This window comes from Microbulbifer maximicatervae (SeqCode), assembly GCF_052467815.1.
Map to the genome: position 1 here is coordinate 5,080,837 of NZ_CP174326.1, position 16,310 is coordinate 5,097,146.

At 48.3% G+C, this 16,310-nt stretch carries 14 protein-coding genes; 10 read left to right on the forward strand and 4 right to left on the reverse strand.

The window, feature by feature from the left end:
• Positions 1-69 precede the first annotated feature (69 nt).
• From nth to ACJJIW_RS22060, 10 genes are all read left to right on the forward strand, one after another.
• Positions 70-738: an endonuclease III gene (gene nth, locus ACJJIW_RS22015; RefSeq protein WP_413662821.1), complete on the forward strand. Its 669-nt coding sequence runs from the start codon at positions 70-72 to the stop codon at positions 736-738.
• Between the two features lie 2 nt (positions 739-740).
• The gene (locus ACJJIW_RS22020) at positions 741-1,085 is read left to right on the forward strand and encodes an ArsC family reductase (protein WP_108734022.1); all 345 of its coding nucleotides are present in this window, start codon (positions 741-743) and stop codon (positions 1,083-1,085) included.
• A 21-nt stretch (positions 1,086-1,106) separates the two neighbouring features.
• Entirely contained in the window at positions 1,107-2,138 is a 1,032-nt protein-coding gene (dapD, locus tag ACJJIW_RS22025) for a 2,3,4,5-tetrahydropyridine-2,6-dicarboxylate N-succinyltransferase (RefSeq protein ID WP_444936365.1), read from the forward strand.
• A 94-nt stretch (positions 2,139-2,232) separates the two neighbouring features.
• Positions 2,233-3,366 (forward strand): succinyl-diaminopimelate desuccinylase, encoded by a 1,134-nt coding sequence (gene dapE / locus ACJJIW_RS22030; protein WP_444936366.1) that lies wholly within the window; start codon positions 2,233-2,235, stop codon positions 3,364-3,366.
• Positions 3,367-3,646: 280 nt separating this feature from the next.
• Positions 3,647-4,489, forward strand: a complete 843-nt coding sequence (locus tag ACJJIW_RS22035) for a cupin domain-containing protein (protein ID WP_444936367.1) — start codon at positions 3,647-3,649, stop codon at positions 4,487-4,489.
• Positions 4,486-5,370 carry an SDR family oxidoreductase gene (locus tag ACJJIW_RS22040; protein WP_444936368.1) on the forward strand — a complete coding sequence of 295 codons (885 nt, stop codon included), beginning with the start codon at positions 4,486-4,488 and terminating at the stop codon, positions 5,368-5,370. The genes ACJJIW_RS22035 and ACJJIW_RS22040 overlap by 4 nt, the downstream gene beginning before the upstream one ends.
• A gap of 702 nt (positions 5,371-6,072) precedes the next feature.
• Positions 6,073-6,717 (forward strand): hypothetical protein, encoded by a 645-nt coding sequence (locus ACJJIW_RS22045; RefSeq protein WP_444936369.1) that lies wholly within the window; start codon positions 6,073-6,075, stop codon positions 6,715-6,717.
• Positions 6,718-7,458: 741 nt separating this feature from the next.
• Positions 7,459-9,534 (forward strand): S9 family peptidase, encoded by a 2,076-nt coding sequence (locus ACJJIW_RS22050; protein ID WP_444936370.1) that lies wholly within the window; start codon positions 7,459-7,461, stop codon positions 9,532-9,534.
• Positions 9,535-9,700: 166 nt separating this feature from the next.
• A complete protein-coding gene (locus ACJJIW_RS22055; RefSeq protein ID WP_444936371.1) occupies positions 9,701-11,755 on the forward strand; it encodes a S9 family peptidase in 2,055 nt (684 codons plus the stop codon).
• 123 nt (positions 11,756-11,878) lie between these two features.
• The gene (locus tag ACJJIW_RS22060) at positions 11,879-13,834 is read left to right on the forward strand and encodes an alpha/beta hydrolase family protein (protein WP_444936372.1); all 1,956 of its coding nucleotides are present in this window, start codon (positions 11,879-11,881) and stop codon (positions 13,832-13,834) included.
• An 81-nt stretch (positions 13,835-13,915) separates the two neighbouring features.
• Here ACJJIW_RS22060 and ACJJIW_RS22065 read toward each other — a convergent pair whose 3' ends face one another.
• The 4 genes from ACJJIW_RS22065 to ACJJIW_RS22080 form a co-directional block, all read right to left on the reverse strand.
• Positions 13,916-14,380, reverse strand: coding sequence for a Spy/CpxP family protein refolding chaperone (locus ACJJIW_RS22065; protein WP_282933689.1), 465 nt, complete (start codon positions 14,378-14,380; stop codon positions 13,916-13,918).
• A 262-nt stretch (positions 14,381-14,642) separates the two neighbouring features.
• Complete coding sequence (locus ACJJIW_RS22070) at positions 14,643-15,011, reverse strand: hypothetical protein (protein WP_282933690.1); 369 nt, start codon at positions 15,009-15,011, stop codon at positions 14,643-14,645.
• A 6-nt stretch (positions 15,012-15,017) separates the two neighbouring features.
• Positions 15,018-15,560: a flavodoxin gene (locus ACJJIW_RS22075; protein ID WP_282933691.1), complete on the reverse strand. Its 543-nt coding sequence runs from the start codon at positions 15,558-15,560 to the stop codon at positions 15,018-15,020.
• 221 nt (positions 15,561-15,781) lie between these two features.
• Positions 15,782-16,246: a Spy/CpxP family protein refolding chaperone gene (locus tag ACJJIW_RS22080; RefSeq protein WP_282933692.1), complete on the reverse strand. Its 465-nt coding sequence runs from the start codon at positions 16,244-16,246 to the stop codon at positions 15,782-15,784.
• Between the last annotated feature and the right edge of the window lie 64 nt (positions 16,247-16,310).

A 16,310-nucleotide genomic window follows, 5' to 3' on the forward strand; every position in this document is an offset into this window, starting at 1 on the left:
ACTCACTCTTCAAGAACAACTGACAACTCGAGCACATACAGGAACTCCACGCCCAGGCATATCTTAACAATGGCAGTAAAAAATCTACTCAAGCAAGAGCGCGTCACTTATATTTTGCAGCGCCTGGAGGAACTCTACCCGGAAACTCCCGTTCCTCTCGATCACAAAGACTCCTATACCCTGTTGGTTGCGGTACTCCTTTCCGCTCAATGCACCGATGAGCGGGTCAACCAGATAACCCCTGCACTCTGGCAGCTGGCAGACAATCCCAGGGATATGGCGCAGGTCCCGGTAGAGGAGATCCAAAAAGTCATTCGCCCCTGTGGCCTCTCACCGCAAAAATCCAAAGCCATCAGCAAGCTCTCGCAGATCCTGATCAACGAATACCACGGCGAAGTGCCCGAGAATATGGCCGCGCTGGAGACCCTGCCTGGGGTCGGACACAAGACGGCGAGCGTGGTTATGTCACAGGCTTTTGGGCACCCAGCGTTTCCCGTCGATACCCACATTCACAGATTGGCCCAGCGCTGGGGGCTAACGAATGGCAAAAATGTCACCCAGACGGAAAAAGACCTGAAGCGACTGTTCCCAAGAGACAAGTGGAATAAATTGCACCTGCAGATTATTTTCTACGGTCGCGAGTTCTGTTCTGCGCGGGGCTGTGACGGCACCGTTTGTGAAATTTGTACTACCTGTTATCCCAACCGTAAAAACCCCAAGAAAACCAAAAAGGCGTAACCGTGATTACTCTGTACGGCATTAAAAACTGTGACACCGTAAAAAAAGCCCGCAAATGGCTGGAGAAAAATGGAGTCGATTATCGCTTTCACGATTTTCGCGTAGACGGCATGGAAGATGTCCCCCTACAAGCATGGCTGGATAAATTTGGCTGGCAAGAGGTCCTAAATCGCCGCTCAACGAGCTGGCGTGAACTGAGCGATGAACAGAAAAACGAAATGGACAATGCACTCGCCTTAGATCTGGCCAGTGCGACCCCTACCTTAATCAAACGCCCGGTCACCACCACCTCAAAGGAAACCCTTTTCGGTTTCAAAGAGGCGACCTTCGAACAACTGCAAAGCTAGTCGAATTAGGAGATAACCACCATGAGCAATATTTACAGCATCGGTTTTGGTGTCGGCACCTGTAACAGCAAGGGCGACTGGCTTGAAGTTTATTACCCCAAACCCCTGTTTAAACCCAGCGCAGAAATCGCTAACGCGGTTACTGAAACTCTCGGCGTGGCAGAGGGAAATCACAGCCTGCCTCTGGACTCCACCCAGCTGCAGAAATTAGCCGATGCTCTCCACGGTGCCGGCGCCTCTGACCAGGCGGAAATCCTGCAGCAATTTGCCAATTCCCAAAGACCTCTCGCAGTAGTTATTTTGGCTACTGACGAAGCCCCGCAGTCAGTGCCCGAGGCCTACTTAAAGCTACATCTTCTCTCCCACCGCCTGGTAAAGCCCCACGAGACCAAACTCGACGGTATTTTTGGCAAGCTGGTCAATGTCGCTTGGACCAACCAGGGAGCCATTGATCTCGAGGAATTACCGCAGCGACAACTGGATGCAAGACTCAAAGGTGAGTACCTGGATGTCTCCTGCGTGGATAAATTCCCCAAGATGACCAACTACGTAGTACCGGCTGGGGTTCGTATCGCCCACACCGCTCGAGTACGCCTCGGCGCATACCTGGGGGAAGGCACCACAATCATGCACGAGGGCTTTGTTAACTTTAATGCTGGCACCGAAGGGCCCGGCATGATTGAAGGCCGTATTTCCGCCGGGGTATTTGTCGGCGCCGGTTCCGATCTCGGTGGCAGCAGCTCCACCATGGGCACGCTTTCCGGCGGCGGAAATATCGTTATCTCGGTAGGCGATAACTGCCTGCTCGGCGCTAATGCCGGCATCGGCATTCCCCTTGGCGACCGCTGCACTGTAGAGGCTGGGCTCTACATTACAGCTGGAACCAAAATCGCCCTGCTGGATGACAGCGGCAAGCTGGTAGAGCACATCAAGGCCAGAGACCTGGCTGGAAAATCCGATTTACTTTTCCGCCGCAACTCCACTAATGGTGTAGTGGAATGTCTCACCAACAAGAGTGCTATCGAGCTCAATGAAGCTCTACACAGCAATTAAAATTGCACAGTGCGGAACTTCAGTTCCGCACCGCTGCACCCCACCCCTCTAGCCGCTTCTTTGCGGCCCATCTCCCTAAACAAGGAAAGCCCAAGTGACTCCCACCCTCCAACTCGCTTTCGACCTGATTCGCCGCCGCTCTGTCACCCCCGAAGATGCGGGGTGTATGGACCTTATGATCCAGCGCCTGGAAAAAATAGGATTCCAGGTAACAAGATTGCGCAAAGGTGACACCGATAATTTTTGGGCAGTACGCGATGGCTCTAGTGAAGGCTCCCTACTCGCCTTTGCCGGACACACCGATGTCGTACCCACAGGCCCAGAAGAAAACTGGAGCTGCCCGCCCTTCGAGCCTGAAATTCGCGACGGTTTTCTATATGGCCGCGGTGCGGCGGACATGAAGGGTTCCCTGGCAGCCATGGTGGTTGCCTGTGAGGAGTTCGTTGCGACACACCCAGACCACAGTGGTCGCATAGCATTTCTGATCACCAGCGACGAAGAGGGCCCCGCAACAAACGGTACCGTTAAGGTTGTCGAGTGGCTCGAGGAACAGGGAGAAAAGATTGACTGCTGTATCGTCGGCGAGCCATCCAGTAGTGAACGGGTTGGCGATATCATCAAAAATGGGCGCAGGGGCTCACTCGGCCTGGAACTAAAAGTTCTCGGCACCCAAGGCCATGTAGCCTACCCTCACCTAGCCGAGAATCCGATACATACTCTGGCCCCTGCTCTCGCTGAACTCGCTGCCGAAGAGTGGGACCAGGGGAACGAATTCTTCCCCGCAACCAGCTTCCAGGTTTCAAATATCAATGGCGGCACCGGCGCAACCAATGTTATTCCCGGCGAAGTGGATTTACTCTGCAACTGGCGTTTTTCCACTGAATTAACCGCCGAAGACCTTGAGACTCGGGCCCGCGCAATCCTGGATAAGCACAACCTCAAGTACGAGGCGAATTTTAAATTATCCGGATTGCCTTTTCTCACTGCCGCAGGCCCACTGGTTCAGGCAACCCAGCAGGCAATTCTCACGATCACCGGGGAAAAAACGGAGCTATCAACCGCCGGCGGCACTTCCGATGGCCGCTTTATTGCCCCTACCGGAGCCCAGGTCGTAGAACTGGGACCGGTAAATGCCACTATCCATAAAGTGGACGAAAGGGTTGAGGCCGACCACCTGGATATCCTCAAAGATATTTATCGGGAAGTATTAAAAGAGCTGCTTACTTAAATTAATCCGACCCCCTAGAGGCTCGAAAAGGGCGAAAGCTCAAAATATTCTCTTGAGAGGCCCCGGTTTTCATGGCTGGGGCAGTAAAACTCCAACAGGTTTATCTGGCCAAAAACTGGCTACTTCTTGAATATTACTATTCAGCGTATTTGCCAACTCTTCCTATACCCCCCATTACTCCAGACTGTGCAGGGTGGCTCGGGCCGACACAATTTATAGAGAGCAACATCTATCGCCAAGTTGGTTTAGACTACTAAATGAGTTGCGACAGAGATACTTAGTGAATCGCGCCGACGACCACCAACCGCTCACTGTTTCTCGAGTCGCGCGGCTCCTGCCACCAACTCGAGCCCTCGAGAAAGACGCCATGAAAAGCGTAATCAAGTTGGACCCGCACAACCCAAGTGGTGAAGGCCTCAAGTCCTGGGCTGTCATCCCTCCCTCTTTTCTTACCGGCCCGACGCCAATCCAGCGAGGGTATAAAGCCTTTGAGCACAACGGCCTCTGCACTGGGACCTGGGATTGCTCGGGCGGAAGCAACACAGGGCTCAATCCCTATCCTCTCTTTGAGTTCATGCTTCTGATCGAAGGCCATGTCGGCATTATCGACGAAATAGGACACAAAGAAATTATCTCTGCTGGAGAGCCGTTTTTCCTCCCGCAAGACTTTAATTGCGCATGGGACATGCCGGTATATTACCGTAAGTACTTTATCAATTTATTCAATGATGAATATCCTGCAGAGACTGATCCGTCTAAGCTGAGAGTCGTGGGCCCGCTTCCAAATATTTCAGAAGACGACTGCAGAGAGACTAGTCTCAGCGCTCTAGAGCCACACCAAGCCCGGCATCTGGCATACGAGCCTGGTGATGGCAGGATCCAGGTCGGCACATTAATATCCGGACCTTGTCGTTGCGATATCACAGATTTCAGTCGGAGCGAGCTGATATGTATGCTGGAGGGGGCGGTACGGGTCACAACATCAAACGGCGAGGAGACCTTCCACGCCGGTGACAGCTTCTTCATACCATTGAATGCCCCGGTAGGGTGGCACGCCGACAAACCTTTTCGCGCATTCTTTTGCGCAGTCTGCGCCCTGAGCATCAATGGATTACATCGATGACTGTTCTCATCTTTGGTGGCTCAGGAAACGTCGGCCGGGCCCTCATTCCGATCTTGTATGCGAGTGGAGCAAAGATCCGGGTCGCCACACGATCGACTGTCTATGCCGCAAGTCTCCCCGATGATATTGATACAGTCATTGCCGATATGGACGACCCTTCCACCCTAAGGTCCGCATTTAAGGGAGTTGAGAGTGTCTTTCTACTCATCGCAAATAGTCCCAAGGAGACCCATCAAGGCCTCTCCACGCTGGCGATCGCCGCTGAATCCCCCCCCAGGCACATCGTTTATCTATCGAGCGATCTTGCAGTTCGCGCACCGATGATTCCCCATGCGGGTGGAAAATTCGCCATTGAAACAGCGCTGCGAGCAAGTGGGATCGCGCACACGATACTACGGCCCACCTACTTCGCTCAGAATGATCTTGTTCAGAAGGATATGATCACTGCAGGTGCTTATACAACGCCGTTGGGCCCCCACCCCGTTGCACGCATCGATATCCGTGATGTTGCGCTCTCAGCAGCGTCAGCACTCTTAGACATAAGGGCGAAGAACGAAGTAATTCTTTTGTCGAGTTTGGATGCCCCGAACGGCAATGAAACCGCTGCACTCTGGTCCACAGCACTTGGTCACGCCGTCATCTACCCGGACCTAACGCCGGAAGAATTTGCCAACAGCATCGAAACCATGGTGCCTCCGTGGCTGAATTTCGATCTTCTGGTCATGCATCGCTGGTTCAAAACAAACGGCCACCCAGTAAATCAGGAAGATCTTGAGGCTCAGGCCACACTTTTGCCGCAGGGGCCACGAAGCTATCGAAGTTTCGTAGAGGAGACGGCCAACACATGGGAAAGTGAAACCCAAAGCCACCAAGTACCGTAACTCACCCCCCCTTCTTGAATACAGCCGCTAACATCGTAGTGGCAGGTCGCCCTTTGTGCCGTTAGCCCAATACACACCCTGACCCCAGCTCTCAATTAAATGGAGAGTGACATTGATTCAATAATCGAAATGATGAAGATTTTCCACGCGAGTACTCATAAGATTGTTTCCGATCTTTTTACTCGACAACTTATTGCGTTAAAAACGCAAGTTCAATCATCAATAAATTACTTAATATAAATAGCCTAATCACCTTTTAACAAAAACTAAAATAAACATGCGAAATGAGCATTCTAAAGAATATTGCAAACTGGAAAACTTGGTGCTTTTAGTAAATGAAACCCACACTAGCGAAGAAGTTAATCCATGCTTTCTCAATAGACCGGGCAATAATTGATTCCTTTTGTCCTACGTAATTAAGAGCGCCGTACCAGAACCTTTCTTACAAACAACCCCCATCCCACCCCAAAACCCAACCCTCTTCAAAGAGGGAAGTAAAACCCTAAATATTACCCCCATGGATCAAGCGATAATTAAAGTTAAGATTTGTAAGTACAACACTTCTTAACATTAGAGGCTTTTTTAGTCTTCCACTTCCCATATAATTTCGAGCCTTATATACTCGGATTCAGTAACCAACACTGCTATTTCAGCTAAAAAACCACCACTGGTTACGTTTCGATATTAAAGAAATGATAGCTTATGAAAAACTTCAAAAACCCTCTTCAAACCATTATTAACTGGAGCTTTTGGTCACTGCTCTTTTTATTATTTTCCTGGTGGCATGGGGCATTCGAACACCCTCTTTCTGCAGAAGAAAAACAGCACTACTCCGAAAAGCTGGCAGAATTAAATCCCGATGAATCGCCATCAGAATTTTTGAAGTTGCTTGAACGGGATCGCGGTGAACCAATTTTTATTCTGAATGCTATCAAGTACTATGACGAACCTGTTATAACCAAAGATCACAGTAAACCAATGGGTTCAAAGGAGGTCGCGCAAAAATATAATAATTACGTGACGAGCTTCTTAATTAAGCGCGGGAGCTATCCGATTTTTTTCGGAGACGCCTTAGGCGTAACTGCGGCAAAGTGGGGTGTTGATTATGAAGGTGACTGGTCTACTGCCGCAGTGGTAAGATATCGCAGTATGCGCACCCTTCTGGATTTAGCAATAGATCCAACCTTCAGGGAAAAGCACCACTATAAAAAATCAGCATTAGAGCGCACTATTGCTTACCCTAATGAAGCACGCCTGATAGCTGGAGGCCTCAACCTAGTGGTCTTTCTTATCCTTTTATGCGGAGCGCTAATCTCCCAGTTGATCATCAACAGACGGAAGAAATGAAAATGTGTGGACTACCTGTAATTGGCTTTAGGTGGGATCCCTTGGAATTCAATGCGTACGGCAGATAAAACCGTGCCTGGCAATACAAAAAATAGCGTCAATAACTTATATAGTTGGTATCTTTACGCTCCCTCGCTGCAAGGGCTAAAGATGTTCGATAGTTTTGAGTTGCACTTTTGACCAAATAAACGGCCACCCAGGCAATTAGGGAAATCTCGAGGCTCAGGCCGCTCTTTTGCCAGAGGACATGCGAAGCTGTCGGAGTTTCGTAGTAGAAATAACCAACCTATGAAGGAGTGGGACCCATAGCCGCTGAGTACCGTTACTTAATCTCTTTTTCAACACGGCCTCAATCGTCGTAGTAATAGTTAGCCCCTTGCACCGCAAACCCAATACGCGCCCTGGCCCTCCAAACCAGGGCCGCTAAATGCCACTATTCATAATAGCGACGAAAGGGTTAAGACAAACTTTTTGGGTACCCTCAAAGATATTTATCAAGAAATATTAAAAGAGATACCTATATAAATTAACCCACCTCAGGCTGGAGGCTCGAAAAGGGCGAAAACTCCAAGCGTGTTTTCAAGACATCCCAGATTTCCTAGCTGAGAAGGTAAGATTCCTGTAGTTTTCCACGCCAAACAAACTGACTATCTCCCCAATATTGCAATTCAGCGTATTTATCCCCCTTGGAACCGCCCCTTCGGTATGCTCCACCCAACAATAAAAAGGAGCTCACGGACCATGGATAGGTTTATAAAGTTTATCGCAGCGGCAGTTATAGCAAGCCCGGCAATTTCCACCCACGCAAATACAAATGAACATTCACCCAATTTTAGCTACGAGGATATCTTCGACCTGGAGTACGCCAGCGACCCACAGTTTGGCACTAACGATAATAACATTTATTACGTACGCAACTCCCTGAACAAAATGGCAGATACCACAAGGGCAAACCTCTGGTATATCAGCGATGATGGCAAAGATCACCGCCCCTTAACTTCGGGAGATTTTCACGACCACTCCCCACTTCTATCTCCAGATGGAAAAACTATTGCCTTTATCAGCGATAGGAGTGGAAAGCCCCAGATACACTTATTGTGGCTGGACAATGGTAAAAGTGAGCAAATTTCCCATCTACCCAAAGCCCCATCAAATATCCAGTGGTCCCACGATGGTCAGCATATAGCCTTCACCATGTTCGTGCCCGAGAGCAAACCGCTGCCAGTGGAGCTTCCCACACCACCAGAAGGGGGCGAGTGGGAGGAAACACCTCAGTTTATCGACAAGGGCTTGTATCGCATTGAGGGCCAGGGATACTTAGAGCAGGGTAATTCACAGGTTTTCATGATTTCCCGTGAAGGAGGTACCCCCCGCCAGCTCACCAGTGGGGACTACGAGCACAACAGCCAACTCAGCTGGGGCAAAAATAATAAGGCCATTTACTTTTCAGCAAATCGCCACCCAAATCATGAAATTGAACTGCTGGATTCAGAAATTTACAAGGTAAATATCGACGATGGGAATATTGAGCAAGTAACCGAAAGATTTGGCCCAGATTTTCAACCTCAAATCTCACCCGATGGAAGAAAGCTGGCTTATTTAGGCTATGAAGATCAGCGGTTTTCCTATCACCAAAACACTTTGCGAGTGATCGACCTCGCTAGCGGAAAAAACCAGCTAATAAAAACTGCCAGCGATCGTAGCGTTTACGATTTTCAATGGCTCTCTGACAGTAAGCGTATTGCCTACAGCTATGACGATCACGGCTCAACCAAAATTGCCATTAAGAAAATTGGCGGAAAGGAAACCTTGATAGCGGATGACGCCGGTGGACTGACACTAGGCGCGCCCTATAGTTTTTCAGATTTTTCTGTCTCCAAACGCGGGGACCTAGTTTATACACAAACCACACCTCAAATTCCCGCAGAACTTGCAATTTCCCGTGGAGGCAAGATAAAAACTCTCACGGCGATCAACAGTGATTTGATACCGCTACGCAATATGGCCCATGTGGAAGAGGTCAACTATAAGTCCAGCTTCGATGGTCGCAATATCCAGGGCTGGATAGCCTACCCTCCAAATTTCGACCCCCAAAATAAATACCCCCTATTACTTGAGATCCACGGTGGTCCACTATCTAACTACGGCCCGCGCTTTTCTGCCGAAATGCAACTATTTGCCGCCGCAGGCTATGTCGTGCTCTACACTAACCCTCGCGGCTCTACCAGCTACGGTAATGAGTTTGCCAACCTGATCCATCACAACTTCCCGAGCCAGGATTACGATGACTTAATGGCAGGTGTCGATGCAGTTATCGCCCAAGGCTATATCGATGAGGATCAATTATTTGTCACAGGTGGAAGTGCCGGCGGCACACTGACAGCCTGGATCATTGGTAAAACTGAACGATTCAGGGCTGCGGTAGTTGTCGCACCGGTAATCAATTGGGAAAGCTTTGTTCTAACTGCCGATTACTCCAAAATATTTACTCGCTACTGGTTTTCCGGGATGCCTTGGGAGGCCCCCGAGGAGTATCGACGCCGCTCTCCACTCACCTATATTGGCAATGTCACTACACCGACCATGCTATTGACTGGCGAAAACGATTATCGCACCCCGATATCCGAGACCGAGCAGTTTTACCAAGCACTAAAGTTAAATGATGTAGAGGCGGCTATGGTGCGTCTTCCAAACACATCCCATAACTTTTCCGATAGACCCAGCAAGAGAATCTCTAAAGTAGCTTCGACCCTCTACTGGTTTGACCAACACAAACCCGACAGAGAAAATGAAAGCGAGGACTTGGCAACCAACTAATTCAAAATTTTACAGGCATATTCAGCCAAATAACGGAGTAGCAGGTCAGCCATCCTGCTGCTCCATCACGGATTATCCCATCGAGCACACCAGTCAACGGATCACTCCCTTTGCCCCCCCTTCCTCAGGTATCCTCTAGGAAACAAGAAGGAGGAGCCTAAAGATCATGAACCGGCTAATAAAAATTGTCGCAGCGATGTTTATCGCCAGCCCTGCGCTCGCTGATAACCAACTACCCAATTTTAGTTACGAGGATGTATTTAACCTCGAATACGCGAGTAGCCCTCAGTTCAGCAGTGACGGGAAAAGTATTTATTACGTCCGCAACTCAATGAACAAAATGAAAGACGGCAAGCGCGCGAACCTTTGGCGTATCGGTACCGATGGCAAAGATCACCGCCCTCTGACCTCTGGAGACTACTCCGATTACTCCCCACAGCTATCCCCAGACGGGAAGACCATCGCTTTTATCAGCACCCGCAGTGGCAGCCCGCAGATCCACCTGCTGTGGTTAGATAATGGCCAGAATCTGCAGATTACTCACCTGCCAAAATCCCCCTCCAATATCCAGTGGTCACGGGATGGTAAGCAAATAGCTTTCACTATGTTCGTACCGGAAAGCAAACCTCTGCCAGTACAGCTCCCCAGTGCCCCGGAAGGCGCAGAGTGGGCTAAGCCACCACAGTTTATCGACAGCAGCATTTATCGTTCAGATGGCATGGGCTATTTAAAGCAGGGGCATGTACAGGTTTTTGTGATCCCTCGAGAGGGCGGTACCCCTCGCCAGCTTACCGAAGGCGAGTACGATCATCACAGCAGTCTCGCCTGGAGTAAAAATAACGATGCAATTTACTTCTCAGCCAATCGTCATCCCGATCACGAAATCGAGCTGATGAACTCGGAAATTTACAAGGTGAGCCTACAAAACGGCAGTATCGAGCAAATTACCGAACGTTATGGTCCCGACCATCACCCGCAGATGTCTCCAGATGGTACGAAGCTGGCCTATTTAGGCTTTGAGGATCAAAAGCTCGGATACCAACAACATACTCTGCGCGTCCTGGATCTCAATAGCGGGAAGTCCCGTAAAATAAAAACTGCCAAGGATCGCAGTATCTCCAACTTCCACTGGCTGGGCGATAGCAAGCGAATTGCCTATAGCTACGACGATCACGGCTCCACCAAAATTGCCATCAAGAAAATTGGTTCCAGCGAAACCCTAATGGCCAGCGACGCTGGAGGCCTTTCGCTGGGACGCCCATACTCCGGTGCCAATTTTGCAGTCTCCAAACGCGGGGACATCGCCTACACACAAACAACCCCTCAAAATCCCGCCGAACTGGCTCTAGCGCGCAACGGCAAAACCCAGGCACTCACCGAGCTCAATGGCGACCTGATGCCACTGCGCGAGATGGCAAATATTGAGGAAATCAACTACAAATCGAGCTTTGACGGCCGAGATGTTCAGGGCTGGGTCGCTTACCCTCCCAATTTCGACCCCGAGAAGAAGTATCCCCTTCTATTGGAAATTCACGGTGGTCCCTTCTCTAATTACGGCCCCAGATTTGCCGCCGAAGTCCAGTTATTTGCCGCTGCTGGTTATGTTGTTCTGTACACTAACCCCCGCGGCTCCACCAGCTACGGCCATGAATTTGCCAACTTAATTCACCATAACTACCCGAGCCAGGATTACGACGACCTGATCTCTGGCGTCGACGCTGTAATTTCTCAAGGTTATATTGATGAAGAGCAGTTATTTGTTACTGGTGGCAGTGGTGGAGGCACATTGACAGCCTGGATCATTGGTAAAACTGACCGTTTTAGGGCCGCTGTTGTTGCCAAGCCTGTTATCAACTGGGAAAGCTTTGTCTTAACTGCCGATTATTCCAGGTTCTTTACCAACTATTGGTTCTCAGGTATGCCCTGGGAGAAACCTGAGGAATATCGCCGTCGCTCACCGCTCACCTATGTCGGAAACGTTACCACTCCCACTATGCTCTTAACCGGGGAAGAGGATTACCGTACACCGATGTCAGAAACGGAACAGTTTTATCAAGCACTAAAACTCAATGATGTTGATGCTGCCATGGTTCGCATTCCTGGGGCATCTCACAGTATCGCCGCCAGGCCTAGTCAATTAATAGCAAAGGTTGCCTCTATTCTTTATTGGTTTGATCAACACAAACCCAACCAAGAGAGCCAAGACCTTGTAGCAAGATAAATAAACATTCAATTTATTATATTTTGACACTTTCCCAGTGGGCTCTTTGAGCCCACTGGGTAATCTTGTTCCTAGCGCCATTTGTACCGCATAATCTCTGAAACAACAGACATGGACGAGATCATGCGCAAACTAATATTTCTATTATTTCTCTGGCCCACCTTTGTCTTCTCCAGCCAAATCCCCCTGAATGACTTGATACGTCATGCTGATATACAAGAAGTTAAAATCTCGCCAACTGGTACGCATATAGCAATTAGAAAGCTCCACGAGGGTGAGAGGGTTCTCATTTTTATGTCCTTGGAAACAAGGAAAGTTACAGGTCTTTTACGTTTTCGCGGTGAGGAAGAGGTAGGAGATTTTTTCTGGGCCAACCATGAACGGGTTGTTGCTGAGATAGTATCCCGGCAAACCTCACTGGAAACACCTGTCACATATGGTTCGCTCTATGCGATCAATTACGACAATACAAAAGCCAAAAATATTTTTGGCCACTCAAGTGGGGAGATGCAAACTGGCACTCGTTTCAAAAAAGCTAAAGCCACATATGCACACGCTGACTTGGTGGACCCTCTAATCCATAAAGATAAAAAAATATTGATATCCACTCGTCCATGGGCTCAAAACCAAGAAGCTATTGGGGAGATTTTAGAGCTGGATATCTATAGTGGTATCAAGAAAAAAGTGGCTAAGCTTCCAGAGGTTGACGGAGTTGTCCACACAGATAATAAAGGTAATATAGCATTTGCCACAGGGGTAAATGAAGAGAGCTATAAGCAACTTTATCAAATGACTGAAAATGGCTGGAAATTAGTAGACCAACCTGTATTAAAAAATGGCACCCCTGTTGGCTCAGACCCAAAAACCGGAGAGTTCTATCTAACGATTTATCACAATGACAATACTGAACAACTTATTAAAGTAGATACCAACTCAATGGAATACGAATCCGTATTCCAACATGAAATTTCAGATATCGAAGGTATTATTTACAATCCAAAAGATCTAAAACCACTCGGAGTGTATCTTTACCCAGACTATCCTGAGGAATATTTCTTTGATGATGGCGAAGGATTTTCCGCATATTTCCGCGGGTTAAAAAAGGCCTTTGATGGGTACAATCTTCTATTTACAAGCTTTACAACTGATGGTTCCTTGGGGATATTAAAGGTATATGGCGATAGACTTCCCGGAGACTATTTCTTAGTAAATACTAAAACCAAAAAAGTTGACTTCCTAATTTCCTCATCAGAGTGGCTAGACCCCCAAGCACTCAACCCAATGGTTGCAGATTCATTTATAACCGAAGACAAGCTTCGCATTGGCACTTACTTAACATTCCCCAAAAACAAAAAAGAAAATCTGCCGATGGTCGTCATTCCTCACGGAGGGCCCCATTCTCGTGATTATTGGACCTACAATCAAACCGCTCAAATATTATCCATGAACGGTTACTTGGTTCTGCAAATGAATTTTCGTGGCTCAACGGGATACGGTGGAGGGTTCTATACCGCTGGAGAAAAGGAATGGGGCAATAAGATTCAACAAGATATTGCCGACTCAGTTAAATGGGCTATAGAAAAAGGTTACGCAGATCCTGAGCGTATATGTATCTACGGTGCAAGCTTTGGTGGTTACTCAGCACTTATGAATCCTATTCGCCACCCCAGTCTCTACAAGTGTGCGGCAGGTTATGTTGGTATATATAACTTAGAAATGATGTATACAAAAGGAGATATCAAGCAGAGGGATCGCGGAATTGCATACTTAAACCGAGAACTCAGCCGGGATGAAAACTTCCTCAACGAGAACTCCCCCCTTTATAGCTTAGAAAAGCTCAATTTGCCGATATTTTTGATTCATGGCGAAGAAGACCAACGGGCTCCCTTTGAACACGCTAAAGCCATGGTGAAAGAGTTCAAAAAAATGAAAAAGCCTGTTAAAACTCTGTTTGTAAAAAGAGAAGGGCACGGGTTCTATACTGAAGAAAATAATATGAAACTCTACACGGAACTTCTTGAGTTTTTAGACGAGCATATAGGTATCGGGGCAGCCGAAAAGCAGCCTAGCAGAGGATAGAGTAATAAACTGAGAATGTAGCCCCAAACAACCAGGGGCTACATATTTTCGGTTTCGCGATCACTTCAAAATGAATCTCACTCAACCGTGATCGTGATATGCCTTCCATTTCTTCATATGACGATCTTTTTTTTCAGCCTTCAAGGTTTCCAATTTGGCCAGCTGTTCATCTGTTAATACAGATTCAAATTGAGTGCGCATCTGGTTGCGGCCCTGCATTTTAGCGACTTCCAGTTTGCCAATCTCGGCTCCCAGGCTTGCCAGTGTCTGCTGATCCGCACCGGCACGAATTGCTTCACGTAGCTCTTCATACGCTTTGTGCATTTCTTCGCGCTTAGCTATTTTTCCTTCACGGTTGGAATCACGAAGCTCTTTCAGTTGATCCTTTTGAGCTTCTGTCAGATCCAGTTCTTTAGCAATTTTTTCTGGACCATGACCGCGACCATCCATACGTCCTTTACCATCACATGCCATGCTAACGGCTGGTACAGCTACAACGCCAGCCAAAGCCAAACTACCTACTACAGTTCTCCAGTTTTTCATCATTCAACCCTCTCGTTTGCATTCAGTAAGTACATAGTAAGTGGGCGCCGTGTAAACAGGGGATAACTGTAGTAAACCTTTGTTAAGAACTCTCTATAAGCGCATTTTTATAATAAATACAAATTAAAAATGTACTGCCTGTAAACAACTTTTCAAATTAATCGTTATTTGGGGAATTAAGAGAGTTGGGCAGCATTTAAATTAGAAATTTATTCCGGAAGTTATACAAGGCTAACTTGTATAACTTCCACAATATTCAGAGGTTTTAATGGAGAGCGGCTGAGGAGGGATTTTGCTTCGTATCCACATCTTCCAGTGAGTGGGTCAGAACAAAGTAATAAACAACCTGCTCGCGCCCCTGGACTTCGGCTATCAGGTCAAAGTTGTACTCTCCCCGCTCCCCGGGAGAAATACGTACAGCAGCTATATGTTCAGGCTCAATAAACAGCTCGGCGACAGGTCGTTTACCGCGCATTACCTGAACTAGCTTGGTACGAGCATCTTCAGCAGTGAAGCGCCAGTGGTAGTCATCATCATCGTATACTACCGAATCACTACTCCCGGCCCTGACAATACAATTTGTATGCTCTGTCAGCCAAGGCCAAAATTCACTGAATAACAGGGAGCTTTTCATAGCGAATCAGTCATCCAGCTCAAGAGCATCGCTGCCAAGCTCAAACTCTTCAGCTATTTGCTGACACCAGCGATTCAACCGCTCTGCGGTCATCTCTTCCTGCTGGTCTTCATCAATAGCCAGACCGACAAATTTTGATTCACCTTCCACCTCAGCCTTTGAGGCTTCATATTCATAGCCTTCCGTGGACCATAGACCAACTATAGTGGCTCCCTTTTCCACAATAACATCGTGAAGCATACCCATCGCGTCCAGGAAATAATCACCGTACCCAAACTGGTCTCCCAGGCCAAATAGAGCAACCGTCTTACCGGTAAAATCAATTTCCTGCACATCCTCCCAGAACTCTTCCCAATCAGATTGAATCTGACCAAAGTCCCAGGTAGGAATTCCAAAAATAAGATGTTGGTAGTTAGCAATATCCAGCTGGGTGACATCAGCAACATCAAACAGGTCTACATTGCTTTCGCCTAGGCGGGCGCGAATACGCAAAGCTACAGACTCGGTATTACCCTCATCACTGCCATAGAACAAGCCGATTTTACTCACAGTCAACCCTCTCCGCCCAATCCGGGCCGCTACATACTGAATTACAAGGCGGCGTATTCTCCCAGCAATAACCGGGCTCAGCAAGTTACCTATTGGATCAGATTTCGGAAGGTATAAAGAAAAATGCCCCCGGGGCAGCGGGGGCTAAGGGTTATGAACCTGCTGGGCCTTGGGGAAGGGTGCACCCAGCGGATCGCACAAGGAGTCGTTGGTTGGGGGGCCTAGGACTCAGTATCCTGGCTAGCAGAGCTTTCACTACGCCGTTTCATTTGGCGTGCTTTGCGTTCGCTCTTAATCTGCTCTAACTTGGCCTTCTGCTCATCAGTTAGAATGGACTTAAACTGTTCTTTCATTTTGTTGCGGTTTTGCATTTCCTGAAGCTTTAGCTTGCCGAGCTCGTCACCCAGCTGGTCCAGTGTTGCTTGATCAGCACCGGACTCAATTGCCGCATCTATTTGCCTGCGCAGCTCGATCATTTGCTCGTGCTGTGCCATCCTCGCCTCGCGGTTACTTTCCCGGTTAGCTTTTAACTGTGCCTGCTGACCCTCGGTCAGCTCAAGCTGGCGGACCATATATTCAAATCCGCGCCCCTGATCACCTTCACTACCTCCGAAAGCTAGTGCCGCTGGGGCAACCAGAACACCTACCAAAGCCAAGCTTCCCATTGCTTGTTTCCAGTGTTTCATCCCTTCGTCCTCATGTTCGCGTTCAGTGACTACATAGTAAGCCCAGCTTGTGTAAACGGGGGAA